Here is a 19308-nt window from a genome sequence, read left to right on the forward strand (position 1 = left end):
CACCGCCACGGCACCCGCCAGAGGCCTGCACCGCCGCGGCACCCGCCAGAGGCCTGCACCGCCGCGGCACCCGCCCGGGGCAGCCGGGGTGCCGGTACCTCTATTCTCGATCGGTCAGGGTGCGTTGGTGAGGGATTCAGGGGGCGGGGAATGAAATTTTTCTGGTCATTGGCGTGGATACGGCACGCCGGCAACTTCGGGTACAGCCATGGCGCCCTGCCGGGAACGATCGGGACGATCGCCCTTCTCCTCACGGCCGTTGTCCTGGGCTTCGCGCTCCACCGCGTCGACCGCATCCGCCGCCTCCGCTTCGCGGCGCCTGCCGTCGCGGTCGCCTTCTTCACCGCCGGGGTGCTCTGGCTCGCCGGCAGTTGAGGTGTCCTCGCGCCGAACTAAATCCTGGGAACGTTCCGCAAGTTGGAGCGGGCCATCTGCAGCATCCGGCCGACGCCGCCGTCCAGCACCATCTTGCCGGCCGAGAGGGCGAAGCCGGACACCATCTCGGCGCTGATCTTCGGCGGGATGGACAGGGCATTGGGGTCGGTGACGATGTCGACCAGCGCCGGCCCCTTGTGCTTGAAGGCCTCGCGCAGTGCGCCGCGCAGTTGCTTGGGCTTCTCCACCCGGATGCCGTGGGCCCCGGCCGCGCGGGCGATGGCCGCGAAGTCCGGGTTGCGGTAACCCGTGCCGTACGACGGCAGCCCGGAGACCAGCATCTCCAGCTCCACCATGCCCAGCGAGGAGTTGTTGAACAGCACCACCTTCACCGGCAGGTCGTACTGGACCAGGGTGAGGAAGTCGCCCATCAGCATGGAGAACCCGCCGTCGCCCGACATCGAGACGACCTGGCGCCCGCGGTCGAGGAACTGGGCGCCGATCGCCTGCGGCAGTGCATTGGCCATCGAGCCGTGGCTGAACGAACCGATCACCCGGCGGCGGCCGTTGGGGGTGAGATAGCGGGCCGCCCAGACATTGCACATACCGGTGTCGACCGTGAAGACCGCGTCGGCGGCGGCCTCCTCGTCCAGGACCGAGGCGACGTACTCGGGGTGGATCGGCAGGTGCTTCTCGACCTTGCGGGTGTACGCCTTGACCACGCCCTCCAGGGCGTCGGCGTGTTTCTTGAGCATCCGGTCCAGGAACCTGCGGTCCGTCTTCGGCTGCACCTTGGGCATCAGACCGCGCAGCGTCTCGCGCACATCGCCCCAGACGGCCAGGTCGAGCGTGGAGCGGCGGCCCAGGTGTTCGGGGCGGACATCGACCTGCACGATCGTGACGTCGTCGGGCAGGAACGCCTCGTACGGGAAGTCCGTGCCGAGCAGGATCAGCAGGTCGCACTCATGGGTGGCCTCGTAGGCCGCGCCGTAGCCGAGCAGTCCGCTCATGCCGACGTCGAAGGGGTTGTCGTACTGAATCCATTCCTTGCCGCGCAGCGCATGGCCCACCGGGGCCTTCACCCGCTCGGCGAATTCCATGACCTCGGCGTGGGCTCCCGCCGTACCGCTGCCGCAGAACAGCGTGACCTTGCCGGCCTCGTTGATCATCCGGGCCAGCTTGTCGGTCTCGGCGTCGCCGGGGCGGACGGACGGGCGCGCGGTGACCAGGGCGTGTTCGATGGTGCGCTCGGGGGCCTGCTCGGCGGCGATATCACCGGGGAGCGCGACGACCGCGACCCCGCTCCGCCCGATGGCGTGCTGGATCGCGGTCTGCAGCACCCGCGGCATCTGCCGGGTGCTGGAGATCAGTTCGCTGTAGTGGCTGCACTCGGCGAACAGCCGGTCGGGGTGGGTCTCCTGGAAGAAGCTGGTGCCGATCTCGCTGGAGGGGATGTGGGAGGCCAGCGCGAGGACCGGGGCCATGGAGCGGTGGGCGTCGTACAGGCCGTTGATCAGGTGCAGGTTGCCGGGGCCGCAGGAGCCGGCGCAGGCCGCGAGGGAGCCGGTGAGCTGTGCTTCCGCCCCGGCGGCGAAGGCGGCGACCTCTTCGTGACGGACCTGGATCCAGTCGATCGCGGAGTTCCGTCGGATGGCGTCCACCACCGGGTTGAGGCTGTCGCCGACGACACCGTAGAGCCGCTGTACTCCCGCCCGCACGAGGATGTCCACGAACTGCTCGGCCACGGTCTGCTTCGCCATGTCGTGCTCGCTCCTTCGACGGGTGGTTGATTGCCCCTGCCGGCGTGGTGGGTGCTGCTCTCCCATGAACCCATGGGGCGCCGCGGTGCGCCCCCGCTGTGCCTCCCCGTATATCTCAGCGGCTGCCTCCCCGGCCCGCCTCCCGCTGCGCCTCGCCGTCGGGTCCGCGGCGGGGGCCCGGTACGGGCCGCGCTACGACTCCCACACCCCCACGGCCGTACGGTCCTCCGGGTGGCCCTCGGCCCGTAGTTGCGCGGCGGTGAGGAAGTCCACCAGTCCCGGCGGCCCGTCGGCGGACCACCGGTCGGCCAGCCGGGCGGCGAAGGCGGGCTCCCCCCTCAGCGGATCGGCGAGACCCGCGCTGCACAGCAGCAGAGTGTCCCCCGGACGGGCGAAGGCCGTCCGGAAGAGGAACGGCTCGGGCCGTGCCGGGCTCGCGTTCGGGTGCGGGTCGTGCGCCGGGCCCGTGTCGGGCCGGGGCAGGTGGCCGGTGCCCGTCGCCGTTCCGGAGCGGTGGGCCGTCCCGGCGGGCTCCAGGTCCTGCCAGGCGCCGTCGCGCAGCAGGAAGAGGCCGCCCTCGCCGACACCGAAGAACACCCGGGTACGGCAGTCCGGGTCGGCGGGCAGCAGCAGACAGCGCAACGCGGCCGGGTGCCGCTCCGGTGGGACGCCCCGCTCCGGCGACCGGCCGCGCAGGGGGCCGTAGCTGCGCTCGGTGAGCCGCTGCAGCCCGGATTTGAGGGCACCGCGACGGTCCGTCCGGATGTCCTCCGCCAGTCGGGTGTAACTGCGGCCGACCGCGCCGCCGATCCAGGTGCAGGCGTCCCGGGCGGCGCGGTGGGCGCCCTCGGCGGACGGACGGCCCGTGGCGACGGCGACCAGGATCAGGGCGTGCCGGCCGGCCCCGAAGCGGGCGGTGAGCAGCGCATCACGGCGTAGGTCGCCGCGCCGGCGGGCGGCGTCGCCGCGCTGTGAGGCGGCACGCAGGGTCAGCGCGCCGTACCGGGCGCCGTCCAGCGTGGTGTCCGGCACCAGGTCGTCGAGCGCGGCCGGGTCGGCGGCGGGCAGTTCGCCCGGTTCCGCCCCGGGGGAGGGCGGCCGGTCACCGGGGACGGCGGGGCCGGCGGTGGCGGGCGGTGGGGTGTCCAGGGGAGTGCGGGGCGATGGGGTGGTTGGCCGGTCGGTGGGTGGCGGGGTGGCCCGCTTGGGGCGGGGCGCCGGGGAGGCTCGCCGGTCGGTGGGTCGGCGGTCGGTGGGTCGGCGGTCGGTGGGTCGGCGGTCGGTGGGTCGGCGGTCAGTCGGCGGGGCATCGGTCGGCGCGCGGTCGATGGACGGGCCGTCCATGGGCGGGCGGTCGACAGACGGGCCGTCCATGGGCGGACGATCGGAGAGCGGGAGGCCGGCGGACGGGCGCTCGGCGGATGGCGTGTGCCTCCCGGGACCGGTGGACCGGAGCGGGGTCGGTACCGACGGCTCGGGCGGGGAGGGGGCGGGCCGGCTCGGCGGTTCCCGCGGTGGCGGGTCGGCCGTGCCGCGGTCCGGGGGCACCTGCGGTGCCGGACCGGCCCGCCTCGGCCCTCTCAGTGTCCGCAGCGCCGACGCGACCCGGTCATCGAGGGTGTCCGGGGCTCCGGACGGGCCCACATCGGACGGGCCGGCGCCGGACGGGCCGGCATCGCACACCACGCCGCGGCCCGGGGCGCCCGCGCCCGCGCCACCACTGCCGCTGCCGTCGCCGTCGCCGTACAACTGCCGCCACCAGTCGTCCTCGTGGCCCCGCGCGGCTCCCTGCTGATCCATGGGCCGTATTGTCCCTGGACGGCCACGGCGGAGACAGGGCGCGAAAGAGCGTCCACCGGGCGGCCGGCCCCTTACGGGTGATCGTCCGCCGGAAGGGGCGGCCGATGCGGGCCGCGGGTGCGGGCTCGGGCCCGGCGGGCCGGGTGGCCGTGGGTGTCGGCCGGTTCGCCCTCCGGCGTTGTCTGTTTGCCGGGTGACACGGAAGGGGCGGGGCTGACGGCGGAGCACCCGCCGGGCACGTCCGGTCCGGCCGGCCGGCAAGCGCTTCCGGGTCGCGTCCGGCACGCTGGGTCCATGAGACTGTGCAGCGTACGAGCCGTCACGGGGCGTGCGCCCGCCGGGAGTGAGGCCGGCGCGTGAGCGAGGGCAGCGGGCGGGCCAGGAACAGCAGCCGGCGGGCCAGGAGAAACTGCCTGCCCGGCGAAGGCGGGACGGCCGGGCGATATGGGGCCGGCGCATGAGTGCGTGGCAGTTGGCCGCGGTCGGCCTGGTGATGCTGCTGGGGCTGCTCGGGGTGCTGGTGCCCGGTATCCCCGGGCCGCTCATCGTCTGGGCGGGCGTGCTGTGGTGGACGCTGTCCGAGAAGTCCTCCCTCGCCTGGGTGGTGCTCATGGGCGCCACTGCCGTACTGCTCCTCAACCAGACGCTGAAGTGGCTGCTCCCGGTCCGGAATCTGCGGGCCGCGGGCGCGCCGTACCGGGCGCTGTTCCTGGCCGGGGTGGCCGGCATCGTGGGGTTCTTCGTGATCCCGGTCATCGGCGGCCCGCTGGGCGCCGTCGGCGGGCTCTACCTGCTGGAACGGGTCCGGCTCGGCAGCCATGGCGATGCCTGGGCCTCGACCCGTACGGTCATGCGCGCCATCGGCCTGAGCGTGCTGATCGAGCTGTTCGCCTGCCTGCTGGTGGTCGGCGCCTGGGCGGGCGCGGTGGCGGCGGGGTGAGGCGTCATCCGGGCCGGCGGGTTGCGGCGTCGCCCCGGACGGGACGGCCACGGCGCAGGCGGGCAGGTCCGCCAGGACGGCACCTCCGCCGCCCGACAGAGCTCCGCAGACCTGGCCCCCCTCCACCGCCCGCGGGCCGGCCCAAGAAGCGCGACCGGCACCCGTTCGGCGGCACCACGGTCCGTGCCCACGTCCAGCGGCACCACGCCCTCGGCGAGGGCGGTGCACCGCGTACGGACCGGCTCCGCGATCTCCGCGCCGGTCAGCTCACCGGGCTCGGGAAAGAGGTGGGGCGGCCCGGCGTCCGCCGCATCCAGCGGGGTGCCGTACCTCCGCACCAGCGCGGCGGCCCGGTCGGCGGGCCGCCGAGCACGGTCCGTACCGCGAGTTCCCCGGCGCCAGGCCGCCGCCTCACCTCACCTCTGCGGCCCCCGCTTCCGCTCCATCATGTGCCGCCCCAGCGCCTGCTTCTGCTTCCAGTCCCGGCGGATCCCGGCGCGCAGCCGGGCGTCCGTCTTCGCCACGATGCGCTGGTTCTCCCGCAGCAGCTTGCGGTAGCTCTCCAGCCGTCGCAGGGGCAACTCCCCGCTCTCGACGGCCTCTTGCACCGCACAGCCGGGCTCCGCCTCATGCGCACAGTCGTGGAAGCGGCACCCCTCGGCCAGCGACTCGACGTCCGAGAACGTCCGGGCCAGACCGGCCCCCGCATCCCACATTCCGACGCCCCGCAGCCCCGGCGTATCGATCAGCACTCCACCACAGGGCAGCGCCCGCAGATCCCGGGTGGTCGTGGTGTGCCGCCCCTTGCCGTCCCGGTCGCGGATCGCCTGTACCAGCTGCACCTCCTCACCGAGCAGGGCATTGGCCAGCGTGGACTTGCCCGCACCGGACTGCCCCAGCAGTACGGACGTGCCCCCGGCGAGCACGGCGGAGAGCACATCGATCCCGTCCCCGGTCGCCGAGCTGACCGCCAGCACCTGCACACCGGGAGCCGCGGACTCCGCATCCGAGACAAGATGCGCCACCGTGTCCGGCCCTCCGGCCAGATCCGCCTTCGCCAGCACCACCAGCGGCTGCGCCCCGCCCTCCCAGGCCAGCGAGACGAACCGCTCGATACGCCCGAGGTCCAGCGCATCGGCCAACGACACCGCAATCACCGCATGATCGACGTTCGCCGCGAGGATCTGCCCCTCGGAACGCTTGGACGAAGCAGACCGCAAAAACGCCGTACGCCGCGGCAGCAACGCCCTGACGACACCGTCGAGATGGTCACCGGTCAGCCCGTTCTCCAGGTCGATCACTGCCCAGTCACCGGTACACGGCACCCGCATCGGATCACTTGTCGCCACGAGTGCGGTATCCGCCAGCACGGTCCGGACGCCCTCGGCCTCGGGCACGACGACATCCACCCGCCCGCGGTCCACGCGGACGATACGGCCGGGCACAAACCCCTGCCCGGCATAGGGGGTGAAACTCTCCGCGTACCCGTCGTCCCAGCCATAGGCGGTCAACGGGTGCGCAGCAGAGGAATCGAGGTCGAACAACGGGATGACCCTTCGCAAAGAGCGGTCCCGGCTCCGCGCAGCACGCGCGAGAAGAAGAAAAGGTCGGTCAGCCGGAGACCACAGGGGTGGGATGGATGAGCTTCCGATTCCGGGCAGCGCCCGGCGCAATGACAGTCATCACGGTCCTCACCTCCTGTTCTCGCGAAATTTCACGCGGAAGTTCACGCGCACTCAACGGCTTGCGACACGGAGCCTACGGGAGTGGGGTGCGGCGGCGCCAACCCTTTTTCCCGCGGCACTCACCCGGTCGAGCGCCGCTTCACGGGGTGGCGCATCCGCCCGGTAGAGCTCCGGCTTGACGGTGCGTCACACAAAGACCACCAGGATCACGATGAGTACGGCAATCACTCCGACGCCGGTTCCCACCACGCAGCCCGGGTTGGTCGCCAGGTCGGAGAGCCGGGCCGCGAAGGTGGGTGGCTCCGGCACGGTGGCGGAGGGCCCGGGGGACGTGGTGGGCACCGGGGCGGCGTGGGAAGCGGCGTGGGACGTGGGCGGAGCGGTACGCGGAGCAGCGCTCTGGCCGATCACATCGCGCAGGATCTGCTGCCACAGGTCGGGAGGCAGGTCAGGGGCCAGGCCGTTCGCCGGTGCGATGATGCTCTGCCAGAGCCAGTTGCCCGCGGTGGGGTGACGGTCCAGGCACATACGGTGCAAGAACTCCTGCAGGTCACGCCGATAGCGTTCGTCCCGGGCCAGGGGGGCGACGGCCCAGGTGAAGAGGTCGGCCGCCCGTCTGGCCATGGCCGTCCTCGAAAGGGCCTCCGCGCCCTGCCCGTTCGGCTCGAAGTACAGGCCGTGGCCGAGCACTTCGGCACACAGCTCGTGCCTCATCCCCGTGTCTCGCGCCCGGACGCGGTGGTCGTCGCCCAGCTCGTGCAGCAGCAGATCCAAGGAGTCCGGCGGCAGCTCGGCGGAGCGCAGCTCGTCCAGGAGCAGGCCGTCGGACTGCGTGCGCAGGCGCTCCCTCAGCAGGCCGCGCTGCAGGGCGTTCCTGCGCTGGGGGGCACACAGGTCCTCGTGGAGTGCGGACGCTTCGTGGGCTGCCGTCGGTCCGGTACCGAAGGTCGCCGGCCGAGGGGCGGGCGTCCGGACGGGGAGCGGAGTTGCGGGTGTGGGCGTGGGGGCGGGCCCCGCTGGGGGCTCCGGCGTGACGGCCGGCGGAGGAGACGCGGGGGTGAGCGTCGGCGTAGGAGGGAGCGGCGCGGGTGCGGGCTCCGGCTGCGGGGCGGCGGGCCGGGCGACCGGGGCCCGGGCCGGTTCGGCTTCCGGGGACGGGAGGCGGTGCGGGGCCGCGGCGGTGCGGGGGCCGGTCCGGGGGCCGGCGTCCAGGATCTCCTTCAGCAGGCTGCGCCGCTCCGGCCACCCCAGCGCCGCACCGTCCTTCAGCGCGTCGGCCAGCTGCGGCACACCGGGACCGTCCGCCGGGTGGGCCAGGAGGTGGCTCACCAGCCGGGCCGCCGCCCTGTGCTCGAACCGGAGGCCGGCCGGCGGGTGGCCCGTGATCCGGGCCAACGGCCCCGGCCCGCCCGCGTCCGGCTCCCAGCGCGGGACGCACATCAGACGCAGCTGATGAGTATCGGCCGTGTCGTACGTGGCGAACGTCCACTCCTGGCCGAGCCACGAACCGAACAGCAGGAACAGCCCCAGGTACACCAGCCCAGCCGCGTCCCGGCCCGGCCAGCCGGGCAGCTTCTCCTCGTTCGTGAGCAGCGACACCCGCTGTGCCGGATCGCGCAGCCACTCCGCGGTGACCAGGATCAGCGCGTGCTGGACCGTCGGCAACAGCTCCTGCATCCCCGGCAGCCGCCGCCGGGCCACTTCGTCGAGCTGCCCGCACTCCACCGGGCGCAGCCGCCCGGCGGCCCGCTCCGCGGACTCCCGGTTGCCCCAGCCGCCGTGGGAGAGGCCGAGACACTGACGGGTCTTGAGCGCCCGTGGGTCACCGACCAGGACATGGCTGACCGTGCTGGGCCGTCCGCCGCGGTCGGTGGTGGGCCAGCGCTGGACGAGCATGACCTCACCGTCGCGGGACAGCGTGCGTACGACGCTCTGCCGCTGGGCCGCCGCACCGGACACCCACAGCAACGGGCCGAGTTCTGCGCCCAGTTGCTCGGCGCGCTCGGCGGGGCAGGAGTGGGCGACGGCCTTCATGCCGGTGCCCTGGCGGCCCTGGTTGCCGTCCCACCGGAAGATCATCTGGTGCACCGGCCCCGCGGCCCCGCCACCGCCCGGTCCGCCGCTGCCGGCCGGTGGCATCCGCTCCTGGAAGTCGCTCACTTCGCTTCCTCTCCCCCTGTTTCCCTGGCTTCCGGCGACGGTTCCGCTTCCCGCGCGGATACCGGCCCCACGGCGAACGCCTCGGCGCCGCCGGTCACTTCGATCAGCCCGTGCATGGCCAGCAGGGACAGCAGCGGCTCCAGCACCCGCCGAGGCCCCGCTCCCGCCGGATAGCGGCCGTGTTCCTCCTGGCCGCCGGTGGCCGACGCGACATGAAGGGTGCACCGGCGGATCGTGTCGAACGGGCGCAGCCATGCCTGGCCGGCATGGTGGCGCAGCAGCCCGTAGACGTCCCGGCTTTCCTCGCGTATCCGGGCGGGATCGAGCGCGGTGGGCGGCGCCTCGCCCAGCCAGCGGTCGACAGGTGGCTGGAACCGCAGGAGGTCGGCCTTGCCGAGCACCATGGCGGCCGCCACGTCCGGATACGGGCCGTTCTTCGGCAGTCGGTCCAGGACGGTGCCGAAGGCGAGATCGCCGTCCCGGTTCACCTCAAGACCCCAGCGTTCCCTGGCGTGGTCCAGCTGCGGCAGCGGGAGAGCCAGCGCCGGGTCGACGACGAAGATCATGGCGTCGACTCCCAGCAGGAAGCGCAGCGCTGCATCGGTGCGTACCAGGTCCTCGCCACCGAGGTCGAAGAAGGCGACCGGACGCACCTGCCCGCGCGCGTCGGTGAGCAGCAGGGACTCCACGAAGCGGGCGAAGCCGTCCAGGCCGAGGCCGCCGGTGTGGTCGAGGACCTTGCCGTTGCGCAGCGGCTGCACCCGTTCCCGTACGAACCGGGCGTGCTGCTCCGGGTTGACGGACTGCCACTGGAGGCCGAACGGCTCCAGGCCGCCGTCCGTGATCTCCGCGATCATCTGGGTCAGCAGGTGGCTCTTGCCGGTGGAGGACTGGCCGACCATCGCGACGGTCAGGGGGCGGCCGTAGGTGAGGTAGGGCACCGGGATGAAGTGCTCGGGGAAGTCCGGGTCCGCCGTGCACTTCTGGACGGCACCGCGCATGATGTCCTGGCGCCGCAAGGGGTTGCTGATGCCCGAGGGATCCAGGGCCCGGTACTGCATCTTGCTGTCGGTGACGAACAGCGACGTGAGGTCGAGCTGGATGGTCTCCAGGCAATACGGGCAGAGCACTTCACCGTTGCTTCTGTCTGCCGGTGCCCCGGCCCCGTCGCGGGGTGCGGCGGCGGGCGCCTGCCGCTTGAGACGCAGCGCGTGCGCGAATGCCTCCCGGTGCGGGCGCGTCTCGTCGGCCGGCACGGAGAGCGCGATGCGCCGGTCGGCACCCGGGGCCAGCAGGTCGAGCAGCCGGGCGGGCGTCGGCCGGCCGGCTGCCAGCGGGGCGAAAGCGCCCCGCAGCGTCTCGGCGAGCACCCGGTGCTCGCCGAGGTCGGCGGGCGCCCGGTCGGCGGGGCCGGGCCGGCCGGTCACCAGCTGGTAGAGCACCTGGGCCGCGCTCCACACCGCGTCCCGGGAGTCGACGAGGCCCTCGCCCCTGCGCTGTTCGGGCGAGCAGTAGGGCGCCCGGCCCCACCGGGTCCTGGGCCGTCCGGTGCGGGCCACCCCTTCCAGCCCCCAGAGCTGGAGCGAGGTGCCGTCCCAGAGCACGGTGGCGGGTGAGATGCCGCGTAACACCAGGCCCTGGCGCTCCAGCAGGCACAGCCCCAGCATCAGATCGCGGGCGAAGACCCGCTGGTCGGTCGCGGACATCACATGGGTGCGCACGGCGGCGGTGCCGCGCGGTGCGGCGTACAGCAAGAACGGCTCGGCGGTGTCCAGTTCGTGGCCGACGATCCTCGGGAAGAGCGTCGCGTACTCCGTGTCGACGAGCACCCGGTGCAGGTGCAGGGCCGTGCCCGTCTCGGCGTCCAGCAGTGCCCGCGCCGCCGGGTTCGCCGCGTCGGCGGCGGTCAGACGCACCTGGACGACCTGCTGTCCCTCGTCGTCGAGCAGGCCGTTGCGCATCCGCTGGGGCAGCAGCGGATCGCGGCGGGATTCGCGGCCGAAGCGGACGGGGGCGATACGGCGCCGGCCGGAGGGGACGGTGAAGGCAAGTGAGGTCCGCTGCGAACGGTCCGGCTCCACCGGGTGGGAGTGCGGGCTGCCGGTCACCAGCGGTCACCGTCCCTTCGCTCGTACGCGTCCGCGCGGTCGGCTGCGGGGCTCTCGCGGGGCCGGACGGTGTCCACCACTCCCATCCGCAGCGGGGTGAGCCGGATCAGGCCGGCGTACCGTCCCGACGAAGTCCACAGCGTCCCCTGGGGCCAGGCCGCACCGCTCGTCCGCCAGGCCTTCTCGACCTCGGCGCGTACGGCCTCCGGTGCGAACCTGATCCACACCGCCGCCGCCGGGTCGCGGCTGAGCAGTGTGCCCTGTTCGGGCGAGGACAGCTGCACCACGGCCTGCCGTTCGGGCTCCGCGCCGACCAGCTCGGCCACCCGCTGCGGGTCGGTCCCCAGCAGGTTCGCCGAGGTGGCGCGGATCCGGTGTGCGGCGGCGAACGGGGGCGGGGCCGGCACCCCGTTGCGCTGGAGGTGCCGACGGGCCGTCGACAGCAGTTCGCGGACCCGGTCCTCGGTGCGCCGCAGGGCGAGGGCACCGGCCTGGCCCCGTTCGACGGCCCCCCAGTAGGGGGCCATCGCGACCATGGCGGCATCCGTCAGATCACCGGCGAGCGTGGCCACCAGCTCCGGCCCGCCCTCGCCGCTCTCCCGGTCCAGCCAGCGCGGAGCCCCGGCGGTGCCGTCCTCCCACGGGTCGGCGGGCCGGGCCGCACTCTGCTCTGCGGAGGCCTCGTCCCAGGAGGGCCCGTCCTCCCAGGCGTACGCGCTCGCCCAGTCGCCGTCCTCGTCATCGGATGCGGCGAAGACGTCCGTTTCCAGGGGCGAGGCGCTGGACAGCCAGTCGTCCGCGTCCGGCGGCTCGGTGGCGCAGGACGCGACGGTGGCCGGGGGCCGCTCCGGTTCTGCCGCCGCCTCGGCGTCCGCGGCGGCGGCCGTCGCGCGCAGCATGCCGGCGACGGACCGGGCCGCGTCGGCGCAGTACAGGCGTTCGTCTGCGGCCCAGTGCTCACGGACCGCCTCGGCCAGCAGCGCATCGAGCCCGCTCAGGGCCTGGCGCAGCGCGGTGGTCCCGTGGCCCGTGGCCCAGCAGCCGGCCGCCGCATGCCAGAGCCGGCGCGCCGTCTCCGCCGCAAGGCCGAGGGCCACCACCAGAGCGGGGGCGCTCAGCCAGAGCGGAGGCTCGGTCGCGTACGCCAGGACCACCCCGGCCACGGCACCGACGGGTGCCGCGGCCCGGGGGCCCGTGGCCCAGCGCCCCGGGTGTCCGGTCCCCCGCAGCCGGGATGCGCCGAACGCCGCCAGGCCGAGGAACAGCAGCGGGACAGCGAGCGCCAGCGCCACGAACGGCCCCTGCCACAACGCGCCGAGCAGCCCCGCCGCGGCCGCCGCCGACGGCCCGGCCACCGGTCCCGGCACCGGGCCACTGCCCGTCCCGGACCGCCGGGCCACCGCCTCGGCGGAGTGCTCGGCGAGCTTCGGCAGCAGCGCCGAACCCGGCACCGGCTCCACCCGGCCGGCCAGTCCGGTGAAGCGCTGGGCCACCGTACGCAAGGCGAGCCCCTGCCCCAGCAGCCTGCCGGCGAACTCCCGCAGGCCCTCGCCGATCCGCTCCCCCACGCCCTCGGCCGAGGGCACCCGCAGACCGAGGACCGCGAGCCGGGCCGCCGTTTCGGCGGCGGACGGTACCGTGCCGGAGCCGCCGCTGTGCAGAGCCGTGCCGACGAGGTCCCGGTAGTCGCCGAGCGCCTGGTGCGCCTGGTCGAGGTCCGCCTCGAACGCCTCCCTGCCAGAAACCCTCAGCAGTCCGGGGACGGAACGCAGCCCGGCCAGCGACGCCTCGGCGTCGTCCAGGGCCGCCGCGCACGCGCGGTACGCGGCGTCCGCCGCTCCGCCCGCCTCACGGTGCCGCAGGTCGCGGCCGGTCCGGCCCGCCACCAGCCCCCGCAGCGGCTCCGGCAGATCAGCGGCTGCCCGGGCGGCCACCGGCAGACCTGGTACGAGTTCGGTGTCCTCGCCGGCGAACCGGGCGAGCGCATCGCGCCAGGCCCGGTCGCGCACCTCCGGCGGCAGGTCCTGCTCCAGCAGCCGCACCCCGGGCGCGGCGACGGTGTCGGGCAGCGACCCGAAGTCGTCGAGCACCCTGAGGAAGACGTCCGGGACCGACAGCAGGTCCACCAGGACCGCCAGCGCCTCCGGGGCATCGGGCGCAGGCTGTTCCAGCGCCGTGCGGGCGGAGCGCAGATCGCCCGCCCACAGCAGGGCGGTCCCCGAGGCCCGCAGCATCGCCGGCCGTACCAGCCGGCGGTCCGGCTGCAGGATCTCGTCCTCACCGTCATACGTACCGGGTGCACTGCCCACCAGAAGGACCAGGATCCTGACCTCGCCCACGGCCCGGTAGGCGGTGAGCAGTTCGTACTGCTGCTGGTGGTCGGTCAGTCCGGCGGGGGTGTCGACCACCAGGAACAGCGGGTGGTCGGGTTCCGGGAGCCCCGCCCTGCCCAGCTGCCGGGCGACCGCGGCCCGCAGGTCCGGGGCGGTGCCGAGTTCCGCCGCCCCGGTGCGCAGGTCCAGGTGGATGACGGCGCCGATGTCCTCGGGGGTGGTCACTCCGCATCACCGTCCCAGGGGTTGCGGCGTGCACGGTCACTGCGGCGGTCGTCGGTGCCGCCGTCCGGACGTGCGGCGCCGGGGTCGTCCCAGGGCGCCCACGGCCGGTCGGCGCTGCCCGAGTGCCCGTTGACGCGGTCCCGGTCCCCGGAGGAGCGCCGGGCGCCGTCGTCGTACGTCTCGCCGTCGCCGTCGTCATGGTCGTCCGCCGCGCGCCGCGCACGCTCATCTCGGCCGTCCTGGTACCCGCCGGCGGAGGCGCGCGGTCCGGTGCCCCAGTCGTCGTCATCGGAGGCGGCACGCCGGGGTTCCGACAGCTCTTTGCGGACGCGCGGCTTCGGCGTTCCGCCGCGTACGTGCTCCAGCAGCGTGCGCAGGGTCGGCTGGACGGCACGCTGATCCCCGAACTCGCTGTCCAGAGCGGCCGGCAGCGTCTCCGCCCAGAACTCCCACAGCGGCCGCACCCAGCCCTCGACCCGCTCGCCGCCGCGCTCGCGGCGGTCCGCCAGCAGTTCCAGCTGGCGCGGGGCGACCGTCTCGACCAGTTCGACGAAGAGCGGATGCGGTGTGCTGCCGCTCCTGGCGAGACCCAGCGGCTGGGCCCCCATCAGTTCGCGGCAGTAGTCCTCGACGATCCGTTCGTCGTCGAGGACGGTCCAGCGTTCGTACGCGCGCAGCAGCTCCGCCCAGCTCGACACGCCGCCGGGGAAGTCACCGAGCCGCAGCCGGACACCGGGCACGTTGTCGCCCGTCTCGGGGAACAGCCTCAGCCGCACGCGGTCCGGCGATGCCAAGTCGCCGTCCACCACGTCCACCTGGCCGTTCCACATGCAGCACAGCAGCCGGTGCAGGATGGCGCGGCGGTCCTCCTCGCTGCTGACCATCCAGCTGTCCCGGAACCCGAGCCGCTGACGCCACCGCAGCACGTCCTGGGCCTGCTCGGAGTCCTTCGCCCTGGCCCACTGGCGCAGCACCTTGCGGGCCTCGGGCACCTGGGTGAGGCTCATCTCGCTGCGGAAGAGGACCACGGTGATCGAATCGCTCTCCACCCCCCGGTACTCCACGGAGTTCTTGGCGTCGGAGGGCAGCCGCAGCGCCTTGCCCAGGTACTCCTGCACCTCCTCCACGGCCTGCACGCGCGGGTGCGTGACCAGGACCCGCAGCGGTCCGGTGCCCTCCGGGGTGAAGCCCACCGGCAGCAGCCCGGTCAGTTTGCGGCCGAACAGGTCGAGCGCCTCCTTGCTGACGTGGTCGGTGGCGTCCGCGTCGCCCGCGGCCGCGGCCAGCAGGGTGCTCATGGACGGCAGCAGCGGGCGCTCCTCCAGATGTTCGCCGCCCTCGGCGAACAGGCGCGTGATGCGGCCTTCCAGTTGTGCCTTGACGAGTGCCACCGCGCTGTCGGGGCTGCGGCGGCTGAGCGAGTGGACCGTGCGCCAGGTGTCCCCGTCGACCATCTTGAGCAGGAGCGTGGCCTCGTCGTCGTGGTCGCGCAGCCCCTCCCGGCGGATCAGCCGGGTGACCAGGTCCTCGTAGAAGTGGTTGAGGGTGCGCTGCGGTGGCAGCAGATAGGAGATCCCGGTGCGGTCCTCGTACAGTTCGAGGCCCTTCTGCGCGGACACCTTGCGCTCCTGGTCGGAGTGTTTGCGGAAGGCGTTGACCAGACGTCCGAGGTCGGTCCCGGCCGCGTCCGCCTGGGGCTGCCAGCGCTGCTGCTGCTCCCGCCACGCCTCGTGCCACAGGATCCGGCTGCGCCACTGGTACCAGGTGTCCTGCTCCTGGAGCGCCGCCTGCACGTCGTCGTCGCCCCAGCGGGCCGGCGACATACCGGCCATCCGGCCTTTGATCCGGGGGGTCTTGGGCGGCTGCTCGGTCACCCCCGGCGGGCGTTGGGGGGCGACGGAGCGGCTGTTGAGCATGCCCAGGAACCCGGCCCGGGCGATCGGTTCGTCGCTGTCCGGGACGCCCCGCACGACGCGTTCGGCGAGGAAGGGATCCACGGTCTGGAGGAGCTTGTCGATGGCGGGGCGCGGGGCGAACCGGTCGGCCATCGAGGCGGTCTGCCGGTCGGCGATGGACCGGAGGTCGGACAGCAGCCGCTGCATGTCCGCGATGCGTTCACCGAGCGCCTGCTCGATGGCCCGGCTGCCGCGCGGCAGCGGGTCGGGCTCCGGTACGGGCAGCTGCGGGCGTTCCCAGAGCTCTTCGAGATGGGAGTCGGCGAACAACTGCCGGATCATCGGCACCGCGGTGTCCCGCAGCGCGGTACGCGGCCGCTCCACCAGGTCGGTGACCGCCTCCCGCAGCAGCCGGCCGGCCACCAGGTCGGCCAGTTGGTCCATCGGGGCCGTCATGGAGGCCACCAGGCTGGTGGAGACGCCCTGCCGGCCGATGCCGGTGGGGGACATGGCGCTGCGGTGCACCCCCCGGTTGATGAAGCTCGCGGCGAACGTCTGGAAGTCGTCGTCGGCCGCCGTCGTCCGGCCCCGGGAGCGGCCGTCGCCCAGCTCGGTGCCGATCAGTGACATCACCAGGGAGACGATGGAGCGGCGCAGGTCGTCCTGGCGGATACCCGCGGTCGGGCTGAACAGGAAAGCGGTGGGCAGAATGCCGGTCCGCAGCCGGATCGGTGTCGTGCCCGGGTAGCGGATGCCCAGACCGGAGTCATGGTCCAGGTCGCCGATCTCCGCCCCCTCCGTCGGCGCGTTCTGCCCGTCCACCAGCCGGAACAGGTCGACCAGAGCACGGGCCGAGTTGAGCTCCGCCTCCCGTCCGCCGCCGGCGGCGGAGGAGAACGAGGAGGGCATCACGACCAGCGGGTAGATCTTCACCCCGTCGAAGCGGCGCAGGTGGAAGGCGTGGTTGATCAAGTGCAGATAGTCCAGGAAGATCCCGGCGCCGGTGCCACCCGCAACCGAGAAGGCGACGAACACATCGCAGCCGTTGACCTTGCCGCCGCCGAGCTCGCTCAGTTCCCCGGCCGATTTGGCGATCGCGTCGATCGCCTGGAGGAGGGGTTCCAGAACCGGCGCGAGGCTGTGCCGGAGCGTGGCGAACAGGGCGGCGCGCCCGACGGTGGGCAGTTGCCCCGCGCCGTTGTGGAGCGGGGTGACCTTCGGCTCGTCGATGCGCGGCGGCAGCCAGCCGGAGACCTCGTCGCGCAGGCTCGCCCGGAGCATCTTGGTCACTTCCGGTGAACTGTCGAAGTTCGGCAGCAGGTTGTGGGTGGCCCGGGAGGTACGGGCGTACGCGGCGCGCAGCGACGGGTCCACATTGAACTGGGGCAGGCGCTGCAGGTCGGATTCGCTGTAGTCCGCGTACACGAACTGGAGGCAGTCGGGAAGCTGGTAGGGGGCGTGGCCGCTCAGGTGGCTGAGTGCGACGCCGTCCGGACCGCACAGCTCGGCGCGCAGCTTGCGTTCGAGTTCGGCACCGACCAGGCCGCCGGTGCCGCCCAGGCCGACGAAGAGCATCGGCTGGAAGATCTTCATGGGTTCCCTCCCGCATGCGGCCGTATCGGCGGCCGGTTCGTCCTCGGTACGTCTGTGGATTCCTCGCGGCACGGTGGCCGCGAGGCGGTGTGCGCCCGCGGGCCGGTGAGGCACCGGCCCGCCCTGCGCCTCACCGGTACGACTCGTAGGTGCTCGCGCTCCCGCCCTCGGTGGCCGCGGGGGTGGCGGCCGTGGTGGTCCGTGGCCGGGAAGACCGCGGCCGACGGACCTTTGCGCTGCGGGTCTCCTCACCGAGGGAGAGACTCAGTGCATCGGTCAGCGGGACCTGCCCCCGGGCAGGCAGCCGGGTCCGCCCACCGCCGCGCTTGCGCAGGACGGCTCCGCCCTCGGGGCTGCGCTGGACGGCGTACGGGCCGTGGCTGCGCCGCTCGATGCGCGGGCTGCGGTGCGGCTCGACGACGGCGAAGGCGTACCACTGCTTGTGCCCGTGTCCGGCCGGGTGTTCCGCGACGACGTCGCCCTCCTCGGAGACCAGTTGCAGCACCAGGCCGAACGGGTCCCTGCGGAGGCGGCGCTGCCGCAGCCAGGCGAGGGCCGCCCCGGCGGCCAGCGCGCTCAGTGCGGCGGCGGACAGGAACGCCCACCAGTACTTCTCCCAGATGCCGGGCTCCGGCGTCACCGGCACGGAGAGCGGGGACCGCACCAGCGTCCGGTCGTGGTCCGTGGTGTCGACGACCGTGACGGTGCCGCCGAGCCGCAGGCCGTCGTCGTCGAGGCGGTCGCCGAAGACGCCTTCGGGGGCCACTTCGACCGTCACCTTCCGGGTCCCGGACTCGCCGGGCTTCACCTCGATCTCGGCCGGGCTGACCGAGAGCAGCCCGGGCTGGACGTCGGCGACGGACAGCCGCAGGGTGTGCCGGGTACCGCTGGTGTTGTGCACGGCCAGGTTCCCGGTGACCGTGGAACCGGGGTGGGCCTCCGCGGCCGGCAGGGTGAGCGCCGTGGTGACGGGCAGTACTCCGGGCGCGATCTGGCCGCTCTCGCTGCGGGTGTCGGCGCTCAGCCCCGAGGCCGTCAGCGTGCCGCTCACCTTCAGTGCCCCGGCGGCGCTCTTCGGGATCTTCACGGAACCGGTGAAGGAGCCATCGCTCGCCTTGGGGTCGGGCCCCTTCCCGTCGTCGGCGAGCCGCAGCGTCTGCGGGGCGAAACCGTCCCCGGTCAGCTCACTGCGGACCCTCAGCCCCGCGTAGTCATGCGGGTCCTTGATCTCGTAGCCCTCGCGGGTCTGCAGGCGCATGGTCACCGTGGCCTGCTGTCCGGCCTGTGGCGACGGCGGGTCCATGGTGAGGGAGCCGCGCAGCTCGCCCTGCCACAGCACGCTGACGCCGACCGGAAGGGAGCGGTGCCCTTCGGGGGCTTCGGCCTTCACCTTCCAGACGCCGGGCACCGGGTCGGTGATCTTCAGCGCCTCGACCGTGGCACCGGCGCCCGCCAGCTCGAACCGCGATTTCCGGTAGGTCCCCGAGGTGGGGACCTTGTGGCCACTGGGGTCGAGGTAGGTGACCGTCACCGCGGGGTCGCTCTTGTCGACGACGATGCTGCCCACGGTCGCCAGCGGCGAGATGCCGACCTCCAGGGTGGCGGGTGGCCGGTTGCTGGTTCCCGGCTGGTAGCGCAGGCAATGGGCGGCGGCGAAGGCCTTCTCCAGCATCGGGCCGACGTCCTTCGCCCCGGAGACCTTGCCGGCCGTCGGGCGGGCGGAGGGCAGTTCGACACAGCCCTTCTGGTATCCGCCCGCGGCCATCCGGTCGAGCTGCGCCTTGTCCGGAGCGGGTCCGAAGCCCAGCGGCCAGATCTGGACCCCTTGTGCGGCGGCGCTCTTGAGCTCCCGGTCCAGCTGCTGCCTGCCCTCGGCCTCGCGGTGCGCGGCATCGCCGTACTGAGGGCTGCCGGTGACGTCCATCTCCCCGTCGGTGAGCAGGAACAGCACCCTGGGCACCGACGGGTCGGTGCCCGTGCTGAGTTCGTGCACTCCCTGGCGTATCGCACTCGGGAAGTCGGTGCCGGTGCCCTCGTTCTTCTTCCGGCTGCGCAGCTTGCCGACGCACCCGCCGATCGATTCACGTCCCGCCGCGTCCAGCGTGGTCCGCGGGCACACCGGGTCCACGGCCCGCTGGTCACCGGATTCGGCGGCGGCGAATCCGAAGACCGTGACATGGGAGGACGAGGAGACGTCGCCCAGCGCGATCCGGGCGGCGGCGGCCTTCTCCGCCTTCATGTCCTCGGGCGCGAGACTGGCGGACTCGTCCACCGCGACGGCGTAGTTGACGGAGGCGAAGGCCGGCTTGGACGCCGCCGCCGGCACCGGATCAGCGCCGGCGGGTGCCAGCAGGGACACGAGCACCGCGGCGCCGCCCAGTACAGAGACCGTCCCGCGGCGCACCCAGCCCCTTCTTGTCTGCCGTTTTCCCCT

General features: G+C 73.5%; 10 protein-coding genes. 2 read left to right on the forward strand and 8 right to left on the reverse strand.

All coding sequences use genetic code 11. The annotated features are described in order from the left end of the window. Nucleotides 1-150: 150 nt before the first annotated feature. On the forward strand, nt 151-375 hold the full coding sequence (locus tag OHS81_RS07150) for a hypothetical protein (RefSeq protein WP_328383499.1): 225 nt from the start codon (nt 151-153) through the stop codon (nt 373-375). Between the two features lie 17 nt (nt 376-392). Here OHS81_RS07150 and OHS81_RS07155 read toward each other — a convergent pair whose 3' ends face one another. Together OHS81_RS07155 and OHS81_RS07160 are read right to left on the reverse strand one after the other, a co-directional pair. Beyond that, nucleotides 393-2135, reverse strand: coding sequence for a pyruvate dehydrogenase (locus OHS81_RS07155; protein ID WP_328383501.1), 1743 nt, complete (start codon nt 2133-2135; stop codon nt 393-395). Between the two features lie 192 nt (nt 2136-2327). Further along, nucleotides 2328-3935, reverse strand: coding sequence for a protein phosphatase 2C domain-containing protein (locus OHS81_RS07160; protein ID WP_328383503.1), 1608 nt, complete (start codon nt 3933-3935; stop codon nt 2328-2330). Nucleotides 3936-4392: 457 nt separating this feature from the next. Here OHS81_RS07160 and OHS81_RS07165 point away from each other — a divergent pair, with 457 nt between their 5' ends. Continuing rightward, on the forward strand, nt 4393-4875 hold the full coding sequence (locus OHS81_RS07165; protein WP_328383505.1) for a DUF456 domain-containing protein: 483 nt from the start codon (nt 4393-4395) through the stop codon (nt 4873-4875). Between the two features lie 416 nt (nt 4876-5291). Here the strand turns inward: OHS81_RS07165 and rsgA are convergent, their stop codons facing one another. From rsgA to OHS81_RS07195, 6 genes are all read right to left on the reverse strand, one after another. Further along, nucleotides 5292-6419: a ribosome small subunit-dependent GTPase A gene (gene rsgA, locus OHS81_RS07170; RefSeq protein WP_328383507.1), complete on the reverse strand. Its 1128-nt coding sequence runs from the start codon at nt 6417-6419 to the stop codon at nt 5292-5294. Between the two features lie 327 nt (nt 6420-6746). Beyond that, on the reverse strand, nt 6747-8720 hold the full coding sequence (locus OHS81_RS07175) for a hypothetical protein (RefSeq protein WP_328383509.1): 1974 nt from the start codon (nt 8718-8720) through the stop codon (nt 6747-6749). Beyond that, complete coding sequence (locus OHS81_RS07180) at nt 8717-10828, reverse strand: hypothetical protein (RefSeq protein WP_328383511.1); 2112 nt, start codon at nt 10826-10828, stop codon at nt 8717-8719. The genes OHS81_RS07175 and OHS81_RS07180 overlap by 4 nt, the downstream gene beginning before the upstream one ends. Beyond that, nucleotides 10825-13386 (reverse strand): hypothetical protein, encoded by a 2562-nt coding sequence (locus tag OHS81_RS07185; RefSeq protein WP_328383513.1) that lies wholly within the window; start codon nt 13384-13386, stop codon nt 10825-10827. Before OHS81_RS07185 ends, OHS81_RS07180 begins: the two co-directional genes overlap by 4 nt. Next, nucleotides 13383-16874 carry a tubulin-like doman-containing protein gene (locus OHS81_RS07190; protein ID WP_328383515.1) on the reverse strand — a complete coding sequence of 1164 codons (3492 nt, stop codon included), beginning with the start codon at nt 16872-16874 and terminating at the stop codon, nt 13383-13385. Before OHS81_RS07190 ends, OHS81_RS07185 begins: the two co-directional genes overlap by 4 nt. 130 nt (nt 16875-17004) lie before the next feature. Next, the gene (locus tag OHS81_RS07195) at nt 17005-19278 is read right to left on the reverse strand and encodes a VWA domain-containing protein (RefSeq protein WP_328383516.1); all 2274 of its coding nucleotides are present in this window, start codon (nt 19276-19278) and stop codon (nt 17005-17007) included. Between the last annotated feature and the right edge of the window lie 30 nt (nt 19279-19308).

It is taken from the genome of Streptomyces sp. NBC_00400, from assembly GCF_036048035.1.
GTDB lineage: Bacteria > Actinomycetota > Actinomycetes > Streptomycetales > Streptomycetaceae > Streptomyces.

Excerpts from the sequence above, each read along its gene's own strand:
- OHS81_RS07150 (WP_328383499.1), top strand. The coding sequence starts at position 151 with ATGAAATTTTTCTGGTCATTGGCGTGGATACGGCACGCCGGCAACTTC.
- OHS81_RS07155 (WP_328383501.1), bottom strand. The coding sequence starts at position 2,135 with ATGGCGAAGCAGACCGTGGCCGAGCAGTTCGTGGACATCCTCGTGCGG.
- OHS81_RS07160 (WP_328383503.1), bottom strand. The coding sequence starts at position 3,935 with ATGGATCAGCAGGGAGCCGCGCGGGGCCACGAGGACGACTGGTGGCGG.
- OHS81_RS07165 (WP_328383505.1), top strand. The coding sequence starts at position 4,393 with ATGAGTGCGTGGCAGTTGGCCGCGGTCGGCCTGGTGATGCTGCTGGGG.
- OHS81_RS07190 (WP_328383515.1), bottom strand. The coding sequence starts at position 16,874 with ATGAAGATCTTCCAGCCGATGCTCTTCGTCGGCCTGGGCGGCACCGGC.